The 13,790-nt window shown below is 71.7% G+C and carries 17 protein-coding genes; 12 read left to right on the top strand and 5 right to left on the bottom strand.

The annotated features are described in order from the left end of the window. Positions 1-11: 11 nt before the first annotated feature. Positions 12-1,505: a potassium/proton antiporter gene (locus BLS99_RS01885; protein WP_091042563.1), complete on the bottom strand. Its 1,494-nt coding sequence runs from the start codon at positions 1,503-1,505 to the stop codon at positions 12-14. 81 nt (positions 1,506-1,586) lie between these two features. Here BLS99_RS01885 and BLS99_RS01880 point away from each other — a divergent pair, with 81 nt between their 5' ends. The 6 genes from BLS99_RS01880 (at position 1,587) to pdxS (ending at position 6,424) form a co-directional block, all read left to right on the top strand. Next, on the top strand, positions 1,587-2,132 hold the full coding sequence (locus BLS99_RS01880) for an HIT family protein (RefSeq protein WP_245712124.1): 546 nt from the start codon (positions 1,587-1,589) through the stop codon (positions 2,130-2,132). A gap of 114 nt (positions 2,133-2,246) precedes the next feature. After that, on the top strand, positions 2,247-2,873 hold the full coding sequence (pgsA, locus tag BLS99_RS01875) for a phosphatidylinositol phosphate synthase (RefSeq protein ID WP_091042559.1): 627 nt from the start codon (positions 2,247-2,249) through the stop codon (positions 2,871-2,873). Continuing rightward, positions 2,866-3,750, top strand: a complete 885-nt coding sequence (locus BLS99_RS01870; RefSeq protein WP_091042555.1) for a phosphatidylinositol mannoside acyltransferase — start codon at positions 2,866-2,868, stop codon at positions 3,748-3,750. Before pgsA ends, BLS99_RS01870 begins: the two co-directional genes overlap by 8 nt. Positions 3,751-3,758: 8 nt before the next feature. Beyond that, a complete protein-coding gene (locus BLS99_RS01865; RefSeq protein ID WP_091044716.1) occupies positions 3,759-4,874 on the top strand; it encodes a glycosyltransferase in 1,116 nt (371 codons plus the stop codon). Positions 4,875-4,917: 43 nt separating this feature from the next. Further along, positions 4,918-5,406, top strand: coding sequence for a hypothetical protein (locus BLS99_RS01860; RefSeq protein ID WP_091042552.1), 489 nt, complete (start codon positions 4,918-4,920; stop codon positions 5,404-5,406). A gap of 97 nt (positions 5,407-5,503) precedes the next feature. Then, positions 5,504-6,424 (top strand): pyridoxal 5'-phosphate synthase lyase subunit PdxS, encoded by a 921-nt coding sequence (gene pdxS, locus BLS99_RS01855; protein WP_091042548.1) that lies wholly within the window; start codon positions 5,504-5,506, stop codon positions 6,422-6,424. 50 nt (positions 6,425-6,474) lie between these two features. Here the strand turns inward: pdxS and BLS99_RS01850 are convergent, their stop codons facing one another. Then, positions 6,475-6,894 (bottom strand): SSI family serine proteinase inhibitor, encoded by a 420-nt coding sequence (locus BLS99_RS01850; protein ID WP_091042544.1) that lies wholly within the window; start codon positions 6,892-6,894, stop codon positions 6,475-6,477. A gap of 60 nt (positions 6,895-6,954) precedes the next feature. On the opposite strand from BLS99_RS01850, the gene BLS99_RS01845 reads away from it, so the two are divergent. Next, entirely contained in the window at positions 6,955-7,254 is a 300-nt protein-coding gene (locus BLS99_RS01845) for a hypothetical protein (RefSeq protein ID WP_091042541.1), read from the top strand. Here the strand turns inward: BLS99_RS01845 and BLS99_RS01840 are convergent. Continuing rightward, positions 7,251-7,889 carry a hypothetical protein gene (locus tag BLS99_RS01840; protein WP_091042539.1) on the bottom strand — a complete coding sequence of 213 codons (639 nt, stop codon included), beginning with the start codon at positions 7,887-7,889 and terminating at the stop codon, positions 7,251-7,253. The two genes, BLS99_RS01845 and BLS99_RS01840, sit on opposite strands and share 4 nt — an antisense overlap. Positions 7,890-7,919: 30 nt before the next feature. Then, positions 7,920-8,330 (bottom strand): hypothetical protein, encoded by a 411-nt coding sequence (locus BLS99_RS01835; RefSeq protein WP_091042533.1) that lies wholly within the window; start codon positions 8,328-8,330, stop codon positions 7,920-7,922. 179 nt (positions 8,331-8,509) lie between these two features. Between BLS99_RS01835 and pdxT the strand changes: the two genes are divergently transcribed. Further along, entirely contained in the window at positions 8,510-9,136 is a 627-nt protein-coding gene (gene pdxT / locus BLS99_RS01830) for a pyridoxal 5'-phosphate synthase glutaminase subunit PdxT (RefSeq protein WP_091042529.1), read from the top strand. A gap of 40 nt (positions 9,137-9,176) precedes the next feature. Further along, a complete protein-coding gene (locus BLS99_RS01825; RefSeq protein WP_091042526.1) occupies positions 9,177-9,938 on the top strand; it encodes a YebC/PmpR family DNA-binding transcriptional regulator in 762 nt (253 codons plus the stop codon). Between the two features lie 51 nt (positions 9,939-9,989). Here BLS99_RS01825 and BLS99_RS01820 read toward each other — a convergent pair whose 3' ends face one another. Beyond that, positions 9,990-11,240 (bottom strand): multidrug effflux MFS transporter, encoded by a 1,251-nt coding sequence (locus BLS99_RS01820; protein WP_143034656.1) that lies wholly within the window; start codon positions 11,238-11,240, stop codon positions 9,990-9,992. A 269-nt stretch (positions 11,241-11,509) separates the two neighbouring features. Between BLS99_RS01820 and ruvC the strand changes: the two genes are divergently transcribed. Genes ruvC through ruvB form a run of 3 tightly spaced genes read left to right on the top strand, consistent with a single transcriptional unit; the run spans position 11,510 to position 13,728 of the window. Continuing rightward, on the top strand, positions 11,510-12,055 hold the full coding sequence (ruvC, locus tag BLS99_RS01815; protein ID WP_176953163.1) for a crossover junction endodeoxyribonuclease RuvC: 546 nt from the start codon (positions 11,510-11,512) through the stop codon (positions 12,053-12,055). After that, a complete protein-coding gene (gene ruvA, locus BLS99_RS01810; protein ID WP_091042522.1) occupies positions 12,052-12,651 on the top strand; it encodes a Holliday junction branch migration protein RuvA in 600 nt (199 codons plus the stop codon). The genes ruvC and ruvA overlap by 4 nt, the downstream gene beginning before the upstream one ends. Positions 12,652-12,654: 3 nt before the next feature. Further along, the gene (gene ruvB / locus BLS99_RS01805) at positions 12,655-13,728 is read left to right on the top strand and encodes a Holliday junction branch migration DNA helicase RuvB (protein WP_091042521.1); all 1,074 of its coding nucleotides are present in this window, start codon (positions 12,655-12,657) and stop codon (positions 13,726-13,728) included. Positions 13,729-13,790: the final 62 nt, after the last annotated feature.

The following is a 13,790-nucleotide window of genomic DNA, read 5'->3' as shown; positions in this document are numbered from 1 at the left end:
GTGCAAGGCGCTCAGTCGCGGCCGGTCTCGCCGAGCCAGCGCGCCAGGCGCCCGGCCCGCGCGAGCGCGGTGAGGCGCTGCTCGGTCGCCTCGCGCAGCTTCGGGGTCGTCACCACGATGAGCTGGTCGCCCGAGCGCAGCCGATCGGCCTTGGCGGGCACGAACAGGCGGTCGCCGCGCACCACGCCCGCGATGGCGCTCCCCTCGGGGAGCCGCAGCTCGAAGATGCGGATGCCCGCGAGCCCCGACCCCTTCGGGACGGTGATCGTCAGGACCTCGCCGTCGACGGCGTCCAAGGGGGCCGTCTCGATGTCGACCTCCTGCACCGCCCCGGCGCGCGCCAGCCCCAGCCGCTTCGCCACCCACGGCAGCGTCGGCCCCTGGAGCAGCGTGAACACCACCACGAGGATGAACACCAGGTCCCACAGCGACTGCGAGCCCGGCAGGTGCTCCGAGCGCGGGATGGTCGCCAGGACGATCGGCACCGCCCCCCGCAGGCCCGCCCACGACAAGAGCGTCTTCTCCTTGGCGGAGAACCGGAACGGGATCAGGCTCACCCACACCGACACCGGCCGCGCCACCAGCGTCAGCACCGCGCCGAGGATGAGCGCCGGCACGAGCATGTGCACGAGGTTGTCCGGGGACGCCAGCAGCCCGAGCATGACGAACATGCCGAGCTGCGCCACCCAGCCGAGCCCGCTCGCGAACGACTGCGTCGCCGCCCGGTGCGGCAGGTGCGAGTTCCCCAGCACCAGCGCCGCCAGGTACGCCGCGATGAACCCCGACGCGTGCAGCGACCCCGCCGCCGCGAACGCCGCCATGCCGAGGCTGAACACCGCCATCGGGTACAGGCCCGACACCGGCAGCGCGAGCCGCCGCAGCAGCCACGCCCCGCCCGCGCCCACCGCCAGGCCGATCACCGACCCCGCCGCCAGCTCCCACACCAGCAGCCCGACCAGCTCCCACGTGCTCGGCAGGCCCTCGGCCGCCGAGAACGCGATCACCAGGATCACCGCGGGCGCGTCGTTGCACCCCGACTCCGCCTCCAGGGTCCCGCTGAGCCGCTTGGGAAGCCCCACCCCGCGCAGCTCCGAGAACACCGCCGCCGCGTCCGTCGACGCCACCACCGCGCCGATGACCAGCGACGTCTGCCACGCGAACCCGAGCAGGTAGTGCGCCCCCAGCGCCGTCACCGTCACCGAGACTCCGACGCCGACCGTCGCGAGCATCGACGCGGGCGCCAGCTGCCCCGAGATCGCCCGCCACCGCGTCGACAGCCCGCCCTCGATGAGGATGAGCGCCAGCGCGAACGTCCCCAGCACCTGCGCCAGCTCGAAGTCCTTGAACACCACGCCGACCCCGTCGGCGCCGAGGACCATCCCGGCCGCCAGGAACACCAGCAGCGCCGGCAGCCCCAGCCGGTGCGTCGCCCGGATCGCGGCGATGGAGACGAGCACGGTGACGCAGCCGATGAGCACGACGAGGTACAGCTGGGGCAACGTCACGTCCGGAGCTTAACCGAGCGACGGTACCCGGGGGATTTCGTCGCGTTACCGGTTCCCGTCCGCGTGGCCTAGGATCGTCCCGTGGAAGAGCGCGAAGACGAGGGCGTCGGGGTCCCCGACGGGTACCAGCGGCTGTGGACGCCGCACCGCATGGCCTACGTCCAGGGGGAGGGCAAGCCCACCGGCGACGACGCCGACATCGAGGGCTGCCCGTTCTGCGAGATCCCCAAGCTCGACGACCGCGAAGGGAACATCGTCGCCCGCGGCCAGGCCATGTTCGTGGTCCTCAACAAGTACCCCTACAACTCCGGGCACCTCATGGTCGTCCCCTTCCGCCACGTCCCCGACTACACCGACCTCGATACCGACGAGATCCTGGAGATGGGCCTGCTCACCCAGCGGGCCATGGCCGTCCTGCGCTCCGCGCTCGGCGCCCACGGGTTCAACATCGGCATGAACCAGGGCCAGGTCGCGGGCGCCGGCATCGCCGGGCACCTCCACCAGCACGTCGTCCCGCGCTGGGGCGGGGACGCGAACTTCATGCCGATCATCGGCCGCACCAAGACCCTCCCGCAGTACCTCGCGGACACCCGCGACCAACTCGCGGCCGCATGGGAGCGGGTGTGACCGCCCCTGCACCATTAGAGTCAGGGACATGGACCCGCGCCGGCCGGCCGGCGCGGGCGCCGCACCCACCTCGCCCGAACACCCACTTGGGCGCTGCCGAGAAACCAGGAGACCATGGCGAAGTTCCTTCGTACCTCCGGCCGAGCGGGCGTACGCCGCTACGTCGACGCCGCCGCGAGGCTCCTCATCCGCGTCGGCGTGTCCGCCAACGCCGTCACCGTCACCGGGACCGCCCTCGTGGTCGCCGCCTCCGCCCTGCTGCTCTCGCAGGGCCACCTGCTCGCCGGGCTCATCGTCGTCGCGCTGTCCGTCCTCACCGACATGCTCGACGGCGCCATCGCCCGCGTCAAGGGCACCACCAGCCGCTTCGGCGCCCTCCTCGACTCCACCTGCGACCGCCTCGCCGACGGCGCGATCTTCGCCGGCCTCGCCTACTTCCTCCTCACCGAGGACCGCCACCTCGGCGCCGCGCTCGCCCTGACCGCGCTCGTCGCCGGGCAGCTCGTGTCCTACGTCAAGGCCGCCGCCGGGAGCCTCGGCGCCCGCGTCGACGTCGGCATCGCCGAACGCCCCGAACGCCTCATCATCGCGGGCCTGACGGTCCTGGTCGAAGTCCTCGGCGTCCCCTACGCGCTCGAATCCGGCCTCGGCCTGCTCGCCGTCCTCTCGACCATCACCGTCGGGCAGCGGTTCGCGCAGGCCCGCGCGGTGATCGCCCGCGAGGAGCACGTCGATGCCTGAGCGCCTGACCGAGCTCGCCTACCTGGCGGCCTGGCGCGGCGTGCGGCTCCTCCCCGAGTCCACCGCGTACGCCCTCAGCAGGCGCTTCGCCGACCGGGCCGCCCGCAGGAACGGCCGCGGCGTGCGCCAGCTCCGCCGCAACCTCGCCCGCGTCGTCGGCGGCGAACCCGACGAGGCCCTGGTCCGCCAGGCCATGCGCTCCTACGCCCGCTACTGGATCGAGGCGTTCCGCCTCCCCTCCATGGACGACGCGCACCTGCGGCGCCGCTTCGAGATGCAGGGCTGGGACCCCGTCCACGCGCGCTCCCGCCAGGGCCTGGGCTCCGTCGTCGCCCTGCCCCACTGCGGCAACTGGGACCTCGCCGGCGCCTGGGTCTCGCGCATCGCCGGCGACCCGGTGACCACGGTCGCCGAGCGTCTCAAGCCCGAAGGGGTCTACCGGCGGTTCCTGGAGTACCGCGAAGCCCTCGGCATGCACATCATCCCCACCTCCGGAGGCGACCGCAATCCCCAAGCGGCCCTTGGCGAAGCACTGAACGCCGGGCATGTGGCCGCGCTCGTCGCCGACCGCGACCTCGGCCGCACCGGCACCGAAGTGAAGTTCTTCGGCGAGGCCGCCACCTTCCCCTCCGGCCCCGCCCTCCTCGCGATCCGCAACCGCGTCGACCTCTTCACCGCCGCCATCCACTACGAGGACGACCGCGCCGTCTGCCGCATCTCCGGACCCGTCGACACCGGCACCGGGACCCTCCGCGAACGCCTCGCCTCCACCACCCAGCGCGTCGCCGACGCGTTCGAGGAGGGCATCCGCGCCCACCCCGCCGACTGGCACATGCTCCAGCGGTTCTGGACCGCCGACTTCGCACCGGAGTCCTGATGGGCGACCTGCGCATCGGGATCGTCTCCCCCTACTCCTTCGACGTCCCCGGCGGCGTCCAGTTCCACATCCGCGACCTCGCCGAGACCCTCATCGACGCCGGCCACGACGTCTCCGTCCTCGCCCCCGCCACCGAGACCGAGGGCCTGCCCGACTTCGTCGTCTCCGGCGGCAAGGCCGTCGCCGTCCCCTACAACGGCTCCATCGCCCGCCTCGCCTTCGGCCCCCTCTCCGCCGCACGCGTCCGCAAGTGGTGCAACGAAGGCGGCTTCGACGTCATCCACGTCCACGAACCGCTCACCCCGAGCCTGTCGTGCCTCGCCGTCCTCAACGCCCGCTGCCCCGTCGTCGCCACCTTCCACACCGCCATGACCCGCTCCCGCATGCTCGCCGCCGGCAAGCACATGGCCCAGCTCGTCCTCGAGAACCTCTCCGCCCGCATCGCCGTCAGCGCCTACGCCCGCAAGGTCCAGGTCGAGCACCTCGGCGGCGGCGCCGTCGAGATCCCCAACGGCGTCCCCGTCGCCTTCTACCGCAAGGCCGCCCCCCTCGCCGACAAGCCCGACGGCCCCACCATCGGCTTCATGGGCCGCTTCACCGAACCCCGTAAAGGGTTCCCCATCCTCCGCGACGCCTTCGCCCGCCTCGCCGCCGACCGCCCCGACCTCCACCTCCTCGTCGTCGGCCGCGGCGACCCCGAGGCCGCCACCGCCGGCCTCGACCCCGACACCGCCTCCCGCATCCGCTTCCTCGGCGCCGTCTCCGACGAGGAGAAGGCCTCCATGCTCGCCGGCGTCGACCTCTACGTCGCCCCCAACACCGGCGGCGAGTCCTTCGGCATGATCCTCACCGAGGCCATGGCCGCCGGCACCTGCGTCCTCGCCAGCGACATCGAGGCGTTCCGCTCCGTCCTCGACGACGGCCGCGCGGGGGAGCTGTTCACCATGGGCGACGCCGCCGACCTCGCCGCCCGCGCCGGACGCCTCCTCGACGAACCGGAACGGCGCACCGCCTACACCGAACGCGCCAACGAATGGGTCAGGCGCTACGACTGGCCCGAGGTCGCCGCCCGCCTCCTGGAGGTCTACCGGGCCGCCATCGAGGCCGGCGCCGAACGCCGCTGAGCGGGCGCGGCCGGAAACCCGGCCCCGCCCGTATGCCCGTACGATGATCCCGATGTGGTGGCTGGCGGTGATCGTGGCGATCGCGGCCGTCGCGGGCGCCTACGCGACCTGGACGGCCGCGCGGGTCGAACGACTCCACCGCCGCGCCCGCGCCGCCGAGACCGCCCTCATCGCCAAACTCGACGACCGCGCCGAGACCGTCCTCAAGTTCGTCGGCAACCCCGGCTTCGAAGAGGTCGTCGCCCTCGCCCTCTCCGTGGTCGCCGTCCCCGCCTCCACCCAGCGTCAGCGCGAACTGCGCGAGTACGCCGAGAACGACCTCACCCACGCCCTGCGCGAACTCTCCCGCAACCCGCTGTGGACCGACGACCTCGAATCGGCCAACCGCCGGGTCGCGCTGGCCCGCCAGATCCACACCGACTTCGTGCGCGACGCCGTCGCCTCCCGGTCGCTGCGGGTCGCGGTCCTGCTGCGGCTGCGCCACCGCCTGCCGCGCCCGGAGTACTGGGACATCGACGACCCCGTGCAGTGACCGCTCACCCCCGGCCGGTTTGTATCAACGGGCCTGTGAGGTCCGTCGCGGCGTAGAATCGGCCAGGTCAGCACCCCTAGAGCCGCGACGTACCCAGATGGAGCCGGTGACCGTGTCAGAGACCCAGAAGACCGAGGCCGAGGTCGGGACCGCCCGCGTCAAGCGCGGTATGGCCGACATGCTGAAAGGCGGCGTCATCATGGACGTCGTCACCCCCGAGCAGGCCAGGATCGCCGAGGACGCCGGGGCCGTCGCGGTCATGGCGCTCGAGCGCGTCCCCGCGGACATCCGCGCGGAGGGCGGCGTCTCCCGCATGTCCGACCCGGACATGATCGACGGCATCATCGAGGCCGTCTCGATCCCGGTCATGGCGAAGGCCCGCATCGGCCACTTCACCGAGGCCGCGGTCCTGGAGTCCCTCGGCGTCGACTACGTCGACGAGTCGGAGGTCCTCACCCCCGCCGACGAGGCCAACCACATCGACAAGTGGAAGTACAACGTCCCGTTCGTGTGCGGCGCGACCAACCTGGGCGAGGCCCTGCGCCGCATCGCCGAGGGCGCGGCGATGATCCGCTCCAAGGGCGAGGCCGGCACCGGCAACGTCGTCGAGGCGACCCGGCACATGCGCCAGATCCGCCAGGACATCGGCCGCCTCAAGGTCCTCGACGAGGCCGAGCTGTTCGCCGCCGCCAAGGAGCTGCGCGCGCCGTACGAGCTCGTCGCCGAGGTCGCGAAGCTCGGGAAGCTCCCGGTCGTGCTCTTCACCGCCGGCGGCATCGCCACCCCCGCCGACGCGGCCATGATGATGCAGCTCGGCGCCGAGGGCGTCTTCGTCGGCTCGGGCATCTTCAAGTCCGGCGACCCGGCCAAGCGCGCCGCCGCCATCGTCAAGGCCACCGCCTTCCACGACGACCCGAAGATCATCGCCGAGGTCTCCCGCGGCCTGGGCGAGGCCATGGTCGGCATCAACGTCGACACGCTCCCCGAGGAGCAGAAGCTCGCCAAGCGCGGCTGGTAGCACGCACGCGGAAGGGCCCGGGCGGATCCCCCGGGCCCTTCCCCCTGCCGTCAGTCCTCGGCGATGTCGAACACGGTCCCGCCGGTCGCGAGGGTCCCGGTGCAGTGGTTGGCGAACTCGTCCTCGAAGTACACGAACTCGCCCTCCCACACCCCGAAGCCCTTGAGGGTCACCGGGTCGTACTCCTTGGTGCAGATCCCGTCCGCCGCTTCGAGGCCGCCGATGTCACCGCCCGCGGCGGTGAGCTGGATGCACGCCTCCTCGCCGCGCGCGTGGCCCTGGCCGCCGGGGCACGAGAGCACGGCGCGCTCGGTGGCGCCCTCCTCCCGGTCGACCTCCAGGTACAGGAACCCGGTCCCGACGCCGCTCCCGATGCCCGGGTCGACGGGGATCGGTTCGGCATGGGCGGGTGCGGGAGTCATCACCGCGAAGGCTGCGGCGCCGAGGGCGCCGACCGCGAGTTTGCGCATGGCCAGATCCTAAGAACCGGTCGGGCTCCGATCCGGTTCCGACACGCCTACGCTTGGGCCATGAACGCAACCGATCTCGACCGGTACACGACTCCCGAACTCCAGAAGCGCGCCTTCGCGCTCGCACGCGAGCGCCACGACTGGCGGTTCTTCATCGACCTGTTCCGGCACACCCCGACCGCCCTCGAAGCCGAGGACATCGACCCTGACGTGTCCGAGATCGGGGTCGCCATCGACGACCTGCTCAGCATCTGGCACGAGGGGACCAAGGGGGAGTGGGGCGCCGCCGAACCGCTCGCGCGGGCCGCCTTCATCGACTACATCGCCGAGCACGGCGGCGGGGACGACGCGAAGGACTAGTCCTCGTCCGCGCCTTTCTCGACCGAGTCTTTCTCGACCGTGCCTTTCTCAACCGCGTCCCGCTTCGCGCGCGGCTCCGGCTTCTCCGGGGCCGCGCCGCCGTCCATCCAGTAGCGGATGTCGGAGGAGAACAGCCACCACAGGGCCAGCACCGAGGCGAACACCCAGGGGGCCACGTAGAGGCCGAACACGGTCGACATGAACATGCCGACGATGAACAGGATCGCGGTGGCGCCGACGGCCCACCAGCGGACCGACTTCTGGCGGGTCTTGAATCGGATCGCGCACATCGCCGCGATGATCGCTGCCACCAGCGCGAAGCCCGCGATGGCGAGGTTCGAGGCGAGGAAGTTCGTGCTCTGGTACAGGTCGTGGGCCTGGCTCGCGGTCTCGGCCGGGTCCTCGATGTCGGCGCCCTCGTAGATGTCGGTCAGCTCCGCGAGCGTGGCCGAGCGCAGCGAGAACGCGTAGAACGCGAGGATGTTCCCGGCCACCACGGCGCTGACGACCTGGACCCACAGGGCGATCTGGAGGCGCAGGACCTTCCGGGGCTTGGCGTTCGGGTCGTCCCCCCCTGGCTCGGGCGCGCCCTTGCCTGGATCGCGGTCGCGGCCGAAGTTCGGTTGGGGGAGCATCTGCGTGCCTCTCAGACGGGGATCGGCGCCCTAGTGGTTGAACCAGCGGCGGGCGAAGCGCTCGGTAAGCGTTCCCAGAATCGTAATCGGGACGACGGCGAGGCCGATGCAGAGCGCCCAGTAGAGCCCGCCGGTGAACAGCAGCCAGCCCAGCCCCACCAGCGCCGCCGCCTGGACCAGCAGGTTCAGGATCCACAGGATCCGCCACTGGAACCGCATGAGCAGGGTCGAGAGCAGCAGGAACACCGCGAGCGCGCCCAGGCCGACGGCACCGCGGTAGACGTCGTGCTCCGCCGCGGGCGGCACGAACTCCTTCGCGGTGCGGTGGAGCAGCACGATCAGGCCGCCGGTGACGAGGGCGAGGGCCGCCTCCAGCCACATGGTGTTGCGCGCGGCCCGCACCGAGCGGGGCATCGGGTTGCGCTTCGAGGTCTTGGCCATTGCATACTCCCGGGCGTCGAGGGGTGCGTCGTTGTTTCGATCGGTGACTTTAACGGATCGTCACCCACCGCCCGTGATCAGGCCGGTTTCGGTCACAGTGCCGATCTTCCAGGTAGGCGCCGGGGTCCGGCGCGACTACCCTTGAGGCGCCCGCTGCCGCCCAGGATTGGAGTTCTCTCATGACCATGCCCCGGATCGGCGTGCTCGCCCTGCAAGGGGACGTGGTCGACCACATGCGCGCCCTGGAGGCCGCCGGCGCCGAGGCCGTGCCCGTGCGCCGCGCCGCCGAGCTCGACGCGGTCGAGGGCCTGGTGATCCCCGGCGGGGAGTCCACCACCATGAGCAAGCTCCTCGACATCTTCGACATGTTCGAGCCCGTCCGCAAGCGCCTCGACGCCGGGCTCCCGGTGTTCGGGTCCTGCGCGGGCATGATCATGCTCGCCGACGAGGTCCTCGACGGGCGCCCCGACCAGCGGTCCTTCGGCGCCATTCCGATGACGGTGCGCCGCAACGCCTTCGGACGGCAGGTCGACTCGTTCGAGACCGAGATCGCGATCGCGGGCGTCGACGGGGGCCCGTTCCGGGCGGTGTTCATCCGCGCGCCGTGGGTCGAGCGGGTCGGCGACGGGGTCGAGGTGCTGGCCACGGTCGCGGGCGCGGCCGACAGCGGTGACGAGGGGCCCGGGTCGCCGGGCGGTAGGATCGTCGCGGTACGTGCGGGCGCCTGCCTGGCCACCTCCTTCCACCCGGAGGTGACCCCCGACGCGCGGGTGCACCAGTACTTCGTGGACATGGTCCGAGGCTGAGCGCCGGACCGGACGAGCAAGAGGAACGAGGAACGCCGGGATGAGTGGTCACTCCAAGTGGGCGACGACCAAGCACAAGAAGGCCGCGATCGACGCCAAGCGGGGCAAGATCTTCGCGAAGCTGATCAAGAACATCGAGGTCGCGGCGCGGACCGGCGGCGCCGACCCCGGGGGCAACCCCACGCTCTACGACGCGATCCAGAAGGCCAAGAAGAGCTCGGTCCCCAATGACAACATCGACCGCGCCGTCAAGCGCGGCGGCGGGCTCGACGGCGCCGGCGTCGACTACGAGACCCTCATGTACGAGGGCTACGCGCCCGGCGGCGTCGCGGTCCTCATCGAGTGCCTGACCGACAATCGCAACCGCGCCGCGGCCGAGGTGCGCGTGGCGCTCACGCGCAACGGCGGCTCCCTCGGCGAGGCCGGCTCGGTCGGCTACATGTTCTCGCGCCGCGGCGTCATCATGGTCCCGGCCGCCGACGGCCTGACCGAGGACGACCTCCTCATGGCGGTCCTCGAAGCCGGCGCCGACGAGGTCAACGGCCTCGGCGAGGACGGCTTCGAGATCCTGTGCGAGCCCACCGACCTGGTCGCGGTCCGCACCGCCCTCCAGGAGGCCGGGATCGACTACGACTCGGCCGAGGCCGGGTTCCAGGCGTCCACCAACATCGAGGTCGACGTCGAGGGCGCCCGCAAGGTGATCCGCGTCGTGGACGCGCTGGAGGACTCCGACGAGGTCCAGAACGTCTGGACGAACGCCGACATCTCGGACGAGGTCCTGGCGAAACTCGACGAGGACTAGCGAACGAGAAGGGGCCCGGAGCATTCGCTCCGGGCCCCTTTCGCCTGCCGTCTACTCGATCCCGGGGACCGGGTCGCGGCGGTAGACCACGATCGTCCACGCGACCGCGGCCGCCGTCGCGACCGCGTACACCCCGATTCCCAAGGTCATGTTCGCGAGCGTCACGCCGCCGATCGTCGCCAGGGCCGGCATGACGCCGCCCGCGGCCATCTGGGTGGCGCCCATGAACGCCGAGGCCGTGCCCGCGATCTGCGGCGGCTGCGAGGACATCGCGGCCGCACCGGCGTTGGGGAACACGACACCGCAGCCGAGCATCATCACGGCGATGCCGATCGGCACCGTCCACAGGTTCGCGACCCCCATGAGCTGCACGGCCGCCAGGAACACGACGCCCGCCAGCGAGATCGCCATGCCGACGATCATGCGGCTGCTCGACCTGGTCCGGTTGATCGCGAGCATGTTCGCCTGGTTGCCCGCCAGCAGCGCCAGCGTCCCGATCGCGAACAGCAGCGAGAAGAACCCGGCCGAGGCGCCCAGCTCGTTCTGGGAGATGAAGCTGAACGTCGACACGTAGGTGAACAGCATCGAGAAGTTCATGAGCACCGCGATCGTCGGCGCGATGAAGTGCGCGTCGCGCACCAGCGTCACCAGCGCCGATCCGAACTCGCGGCCGGTCATCGCCCGCCGCTCCTCCGCGGGCAGGCTCTCGGGCAGGAACTTCCACACCAGGAACGTCGACAGCGCCGACAGGAACGCCATGAAGTAGAAGATGAGCGGCCACGGGCCGAAGCGGATGAGCTGCGCCCCGACGATCGGGCCGAGCATCGGCGCGAGCATCGTGACGAACATCATCTTGGCCGTGAAGCGGGTCATGTCGTCCCCGGCGAAGTGGTCGCGGATGACCGCGCGGGCCACCACGACGCCGGCCGCGCCGGACAGGCCCTGCACGAAGCGCAGGGCGATGAGCAGGTCGGCGCTGGTCGCCACCGCGCACAGCAGCGACACCAGCGTGAACACCGACATGCCGATGAGCAGCGGCTTGCGGCGCCCGAAGCGGTCGGAGAGCGGCCCGACGACCGCCTGCCCCAGCCCCATGCCGATCATCATGGCCGTCAGCGTCAGCTGGATGCGGCTCTCGGGGGTGCCGAGCGCGTCGGCCATCGCGGGGAAGGCGGGGAGGTAGAGGTCGATCGCGATCGGCGCGGTCGCGGAGAGCGCGCCGAGGACGAACACCATCGTGGCTATGAAGCGTCGCGAGTGGCCGTCGGCGACGGCGGGCGGCATGAAGGCAGCGGCAGACACAGGTGTTCCCAACAGGTGGTTCGCGGAGCGGAGGAAGGCAGGTCGATCACGGGTCGCCTCGTTGCGCCGATGGGGGGCGGGTCCGGTGCGAACTGCCGACTACAACGAAATCATGTGACCTGCCGACCGGCAAGGTGTTTATGGGGAAGGCCACCAGTCCGATTCCCGACCCGCGCCTGTCGGGCCGCGGCACCTCCCCGCGCCGCATGCCACCGAACGTCGGACCGGCCGGATAAGCTGACGCGACAACCGAGCGACAGGAGGAGCGCGTGCGCGTCATGGGGATCGACCCGGGCCTGACCCGCTGCGGCGTCGGGGTCGTCGAAGGACGCCCCGGAGCGCCCGGCACCATGATCGCCGTCGACGTCGTCCGCACCGACCCCGAAGCGCCCCTTGCCGACCGGCTCCTCGCCCTCGACGACGGCCTCCGCGCCCTCCTCGAAGCGCACCGGCCCGAGGCCGTCGCCGTCGAGCGCGTCTTCAGCCAGCACAACGTCGCCAGCGTCATCGGCACCGCCCAGGCGTCCGGCATCGCCCTCCTCGCCGGCGCCCGACTCGGCCTCCCCACCGCCACCTACACGCCCTCCGAGGTCAAGAACGCGGTGTGCGGCAACGGCACCGCCGACAAGCACCAGGTCACCGCCATGGTCACCCGCATCCTCCGCCTCAAGGAGGCCCCCAAACCCGCCGACGCCGCCGACGCGCTCGCCATCGCCGTCTGCCACTTGTGGAGAGGCGGCGTCAAGGCCCGCATCGCCCAGGCCGCCGCCGCACAGGCCGCGGCGGTCGCCGCAGCGAAGGAGCGCACCCGATGATCGCCCAGCTCACCGGAACCGTCGCCGCCGTCGGCGAGGCCTACGCCGTGGTCGACGTCAACGGCGTCGGCTACGCCGTCCACGCCGGCGCCCACACCCTCGCCAACCTCAAGGTCGGCTCGCAGGCCGTCCTCGCCATCTCCACGATCGTCCGCGAGGACTCGATCACCCTGCACGGCTTCAACACCGCCGAAGAACGCGACCTCTTCGAACTCCTCCAAGGCGCCCAGAAGATCGGCCCCCGCATCGCCCGCGACGCCATCGAGGCCCTGCGCCCCGACGTCATCCGCCACGCCATCGCCACCGCCGACACCACCACGCTCTCGCGCATCCCCGGCGTCGGCAAGAAGAGCGCCGAGCGCATCGTCCTCGACCTCGCCGACAAGATCGGCCCCGTCGACCTCCACGGCGTCCCCAAGCAGACCGGCGGCCGCCCCGGCGGCTGGCGCACACAGGTCAGCCAGGGCCTCCAGGCCCTCGGCTGGACCGCCAAGGAAGCGGAGACCGCCATCGAGAAGCTCGACGCCGAAGGCGCCGACGGCCAGGACGTCCCCACCCTCCTCAAGCAGGCCATCCGGCTCCTGGGGAAGCGGTAGCCCATGGACGAGGACACCACCGCCGAGTACGGCGTCAGCTCCGAGGACTGGGACCGCGCCCTCACCGCCGCCGAGGCCACCGAACTCGAACGCAAGGCCGAGGCCGGCATCCGCCCCGGCAAACTCGACGAGATCATTGGCCAGGGCCGCGTCCGCGAGCAGATCGGCCTCATCCTCGAAGGCGCCCGCCACCGCGGCACCCCGCCCGACCACATCCTCCTGTCCGGCCCGCCCGGCCTCGGCAAGACCACCCTCTCCATGATCATCGCCGCCGAACTCGGCGTCAGCCTCCGCCAGACCTCCGGCCCCGCCCTGGAGCGCTCCGGCGACCTCGCCGCCATCCTCACCGGCCTCGAAGCCAACGAAGTCCTCTTCATCGACGAGATCCACCGCATGGCCCGCCCCGCCGAAGAACTCCTCTACACCGCCATGGAGGACTACCGGGTCGACGTCGTCGTCGGCAAAGGCCCCGGCGCCACCGCCATCCCCCTCGAACTCGAACCGTTCACCCTCGTCGGCGCCACCACCCGCGCCGGACTCCTCACCGGCCCCCTGCGCGACCGCTTCGGCTTCCTCGGCCAGCTCGAGTTCTACTCCGAAGGCGAACTCGAGGCCATCGTCCACCGCTCCGCCGCCATCCTCAACGTCGGCATCACCGACGACGGCGCCGTCCAGATCGCCGGGCGCTCCCGCGGCACGCCCCGCATCGCCAACCGCCTCCTGCGCCGCGTCCGCGACTTCGCGCAGGTCCGCGCCGGCGGCACCATCACCGAAGCCGTCGCCGTCGAGGCCCTGCACCTCTACGACGTCGACGCCCTCGGCCTCGACCGCCTCGACCGCGCCGTCCTCACCGCCCTCGTCAAGACCTTCAACGGCGGCCCCGTCGGCCCCAAGACCCTCGCCGTCGCCGTCGGCGAGCAGCCCGACACCGTCGAAGAGGTCTGCGAGCCCTTCCTCGTGCGCGCCGGCCTCCTCGCCCGCACCCCCCGCGGCCGCGTCGCCACCGACGCCGCCTGGCACCACCTGGGCCTGCGCCCGCCGAGCGCCGAAGGACTCTTCCGCAGCGGCGACGCGTAGGGTGGGCGTGGGGACGGGGCGTCACCACGTATTGGATAGACTCCGCGCACGTCACCCTCCCA

The sequence above is a fragment of the Glycomyces sambucus genome (genome assembly GCF_900102815.1).
GTDB classification, from domain to species: domain Bacteria; phylum Actinomycetota; class Actinomycetes; order Mycobacteriales; family Micromonosporaceae; genus Glycomyces; species Glycomyces sambucus.
Note: the sequence above shows the minus strand (reverse complement) of the source record. Positions and strands in the feature narration are given on the sequence as shown.

What these genes read in the sequence shown, in the direction of transcription:
- BLS99_RS01860 (WP_091042552.1), top strand. Translation starts at nt 4,918, where the DNA reads ATGATCCCGATGTGGTGGCTGGCGGTGATCGTGGCGATCGCGGCCGTC.
- pdxT (WP_091042529.1), top strand. Translation starts at nt 8,510, where the DNA reads ATGACCATGCCCCGGATCGGCGTGCTCGCCCTGCAAGGGGACGTGGTC.
- pdxS (WP_091042548.1), top strand. Translation starts at nt 5,504, where the DNA reads ATGGAGCCGGTGACCGTGTCAGAGACCCAGAAGACCGAGGCCGAGGTC.
- BLS99_RS01835 (WP_091042533.1), bottom strand. Translation starts at nt 8,330, where the DNA reads ATGGCCAAGACCTCGAAGCGCAACCCGATGCCCCGCTCGGTGCGGGCC.
- BLS99_RS01825 (WP_091042526.1), top strand. Translation starts at nt 9,177, where the DNA reads ATGAGTGGTCACTCCAAGTGGGCGACGACCAAGCACAAGAAGGCCGCG.
- BLS99_RS01845 (WP_091042541.1), top strand. Translation starts at nt 6,955, where the DNA reads ATGAACGCAACCGATCTCGACCGGTACACGACTCCCGAACTCCAGAAG.
- ruvB (WP_091042521.1), top strand. Translation starts at nt 12,655, where the DNA reads ATGGACGAGGACACCACCGCCGAGTACGGCGTCAGCTCCGAGGACTGG.
- BLS99_RS01840 (WP_091042539.1), bottom strand. Translation starts at nt 7,889, where the DNA reads ATGCTCCCCCAACCGAACTTCGGCCGCGACCGCGATCCAGGCAAGGGC.
- BLS99_RS01850 (WP_091042544.1), bottom strand. Translation starts at nt 6,894, where the DNA reads ATGCGCAAACTCGCGGTCGGCGCCCTCGGCGCCGCAGCCTTCGCGGTG.
- ruvA (WP_091042522.1), top strand. Translation starts at nt 12,052, where the DNA reads ATGATCGCCCAGCTCACCGGAACCGTCGCCGCCGTCGGCGAGGCCTAC.
- BLS99_RS01870 (WP_091042555.1), top strand. Translation starts at nt 2,866, where the DNA reads ATGCCTGAGCGCCTGACCGAGCTCGCCTACCTGGCGGCCTGGCGCGGC.
- pgsA (WP_091042559.1), top strand. Translation starts at nt 2,247, where the DNA reads ATGGCGAAGTTCCTTCGTACCTCCGGCCGAGCGGGCGTACGCCGCTAC.